2 protein-coding genes and 1 pseudogene are annotated in these 3,121 nt (G+C 42.6%); all 3 read left to right on the top strand.

Features of this window, described 5'->3' with window-relative positions; genetic code table 11:
* Positions 1 to 235: 235 nt before the first annotated feature.
* On the top strand, positions 236 to 1,501 hold the full coding sequence (locus tag AC805_RS11670) for an acyltransferase (RefSeq protein ID WP_055075601.1): 1,266 nt from the start codon (positions 236 to 238) through the stop codon (positions 1,499 to 1,501).
* Between the two features lie 314 nt (positions 1,502 to 1,815).
* Entirely contained in the window at positions 1,816 to 2,265 is a 450-nt protein-coding gene (gene ndk, locus AC805_RS11665; protein ID WP_055075600.1) for a nucleoside-diphosphate kinase, read from the top strand.
* A 617-nt stretch (positions 2,266 to 2,882) separates the two neighbouring features.
* Positions 2,883 to 3,121 (top strand): annotated as a pseudogene (locus AC805_RS24680) (photosystem II q(b) protein); the annotation flags it as partial.

Raw genomic sequence — 3,121 nt, 5'->3', positions numbered from 1 at the left:
CCCCAAAGTAAAAGCCTTGCGTAGCAAGGCTTTTACTTTGGGGCTTTTAATATTTGCCAGCTTAACCCGAACTTTAATCCGAACTGACGTTAGAGCTACATTCACTTGATTTAGGACAAATCAAACCGCAAGAGTTGGTTGGCGGCGCTTTGCGCCGCCAACCAACTCTTGCGGTTTATGTCTACACTTAGCGACAGCTATAAATTTAATAAATCCTTAGTGATTATTGAGGCTCATGCAAAATCAAATTTCCGATGATGCTGATTTGCGCGATCGCTTTGTTCCAATAGTTGATACCCAGATTGAAGGTCGCAAAATTTATGACTACGCCTTAGAAGGCTTACGAGGACTGGCAGCGCTCTGGGTTGCCTACTCGCATATATTTTTCTACGAATTTAAGCTCGATCCTGCTTACCATCCCACCTTTTCCTTTGGCTCCCTTTTTAATGCAGCTCATGGTGGGATTTTAATCTTCTTTGCCTTATCTGGGTATGTAATTGGACTCACCAATCAACTACCCTTTACCAAATCCAATGCCATTCGGTATTTATTAAGAAGATTTATTCGCCTATATCCTATCTATATAATTGCGATTATTTTAGGCGTACTGTCTTCTCCCACGGACTCATGGAAAACGATCGTGGGCAATTTGTTTTTCTTGCAAGGTGGCGTATCGGCATTGTTATCTGGCAATGGAGTGCTGTGGACTTTACATTATGAAATCGTTTACTACATAGTCTTTCTCGCTATTTGGTATTTTCGTCCCCAAGTTATGCCGTTAATGCTTGGCTCTCTAGTGGTGGCGATCGTCTCTCCTTGGATTCCTTGGTTCCCATCCATTATTTCGGGTTATGCCGCAGGCTGGATATTTTGGTTATTTGGATTATGGCTGGCTTGGAAAAAGCCAAGTTCTGGATCTTTGGCGAAATTGCCAGTTGTCTCCTATATCCTGCTCTTTATCGCTACAGACAAGCTAACCATTGGTAAAACCTTACTCGCTAACCTTGGGTTTACAGGAATTGCCCTGCCAGAAATTAGTATTACCGACTTTGTTTACTTTCCTCTATGCGTTTTGCTGTTTGCCGCCCTCACCAAACGCCAAATCCCTTATTTACGTCTGCTTGGTGCGATCGCGATCGCTTTGCCCCTATTTCAAACCAGCTATCTTTTCGTAACCAAACAGCTTTTTAACGCTGAGGGGTGGGTAATTGCCGCCGTGCACATGTTCTTGGGCTTTGGGCTTTGGGGCTGGAGAATGAGTCCCGATATATTTTCCAAGCTGACGTTTTTTGGCAGTATCTCCTACGGTATTTACGTCTTACATATGCCGATGCTGAATTTTATGCATAGATTTCCCGCTGTGAGTGGCTCCCCCAGCAGTTTTATAATTCGCCTACTGATCTGGCTGGCGCTAACTCTTGGTATTGCTTATCTGTTGGAACTCAAAATGCAACCTCAGATCAAGCGATGGTTTCAAAAAAATGTCCTTGATCGCATCTAATACCAATTCCCAAAATGGCAACGCCATTTTGGGAATCTCAAAACCTTACGGGGTTTGTTTTTTAATTCACTGAAGTGTTGGCTCACTTTAGTGAATGGGTATAAGTAGCTAGGCGCGATTAAATATAAAACCTCAAAGCCTGTAGCGCAAGCGCAGCGTACGCTACAGGCTTTGATTTTGGGTTTTAATTATGCCCAGCTACATAGGGTGATTGCCATAACTTTATTTTATTTGCGTTCCTTAAAATGAAATAATGCTTTCTGTAAACTTCTTTACAATTGCTTAATACTCTTAGGAATACTTTTACAGAGATCATGGAACGTACTTTTTTGGCAGTTAAGCCCGATGGCGTGCAACGTCACCTAGTCGGAGAAATTATTCGTCGTTATGAGACTAAAGGCTTCAAGCTCGTCGGACTGAAATTGTTGCAACCCACCCGCGAATTAGCCGAAAGCCACTATGCAGTACATAAAGAAAGACCATTTTTTGCAGGGCTGGTTGACTTTATTACCTCAGGACCAGTTGTGGCAATGGTATGGGAAGGGGATGGTGTAGTTGCTTCAGCACGTAAAATTATTGGAGCGACCAATCCTCTAACCGCTGAGCCAGGAACAGTTCGTGGTGATTTCGGTGTAAATATTGGACGCAATATCATTCACGGTTCTGATGCGATCGAGACTGCCCAAACTGAGATTGCGCTGTGGTTTAAGCCCGAAGAGTTAGTGGATTGGAAACCTAGCCTAACTGCTTGGATTTACGAATAAGTAACGAGTAAGTAGCTGGATACAATCAAATATAAAACCCCAAAAGCTGTAGTGTACGCGCAGCGTACACTACAGCTTTTGATTCTGGATTTTAATTATGCCCAGCCACTTAACTAAGATGGCTCCTAGTTATACCAATTCCCAAAATAGCAACGCCATTTTGGGAATCTCAAAACCTTACTGGGTTTGGTGTTTAATTCACAAAAGTGTTGTCACACTTTCGTGAATTGGTATTACTTATCGCTGTCGCTAATTGCGTCAGGACAAAATCAAAAGCCAATATATGGCTGTCATCAAGTCTAATAGGACATAAACCCCAAGAATTGATTGGCGGCGCGAAGCGCCGCCAATCAATTCTTGGGGTTTGATTTGTCCTAAGTCAAGCGATTGTAGCCATACAAAACTCAAGAGGGGAAGAGCTGTGCAGCAGCCCTTCCCCTCTTGAGTTTTGTATATTAGTTATACTTGTCAATGTTTTGTCAATGTTAATGACGCTGATGTTATGGATCGGTTATCCCATCTCTACAAAAAGGATTATTGACAATTCTTAACAATTTGATATATTTGTTAATGTGAACGCAAGTTTGCACTAATAAATTCTTAACCTAAACACAAAAATGACAGTAGCAGTACAGAGACGCGAAAGCGCATCTATCTGGGATCAGTTTTGTAACTGGATTACAAGCACCAACAACCGTCTATACATCGGTTGGTTCGGCGTAATCATGATCCCATGCCTATTAGCAGCAACCATTTGCTTCGTAATCGCCTTCATCGCCGCACCTCCAGTCGATATTGACGGCATCCGCGAACCAGTAGCAGGTTCCTTGCTATTCGGTAACAACATGATTTCTGG

Origin of the sequence: Pseudanabaena sp. 'Roaring Creek' (assembly GCF_001402795.1) — a bacterium.
GTDB lineage: Bacteria > Cyanobacteriota > Cyanobacteriia > Pseudanabaenales > Pseudanabaenaceae > Pseudanabaena.
This window is presented reverse-complemented; position numbering and strand designations above follow the sequence as displayed.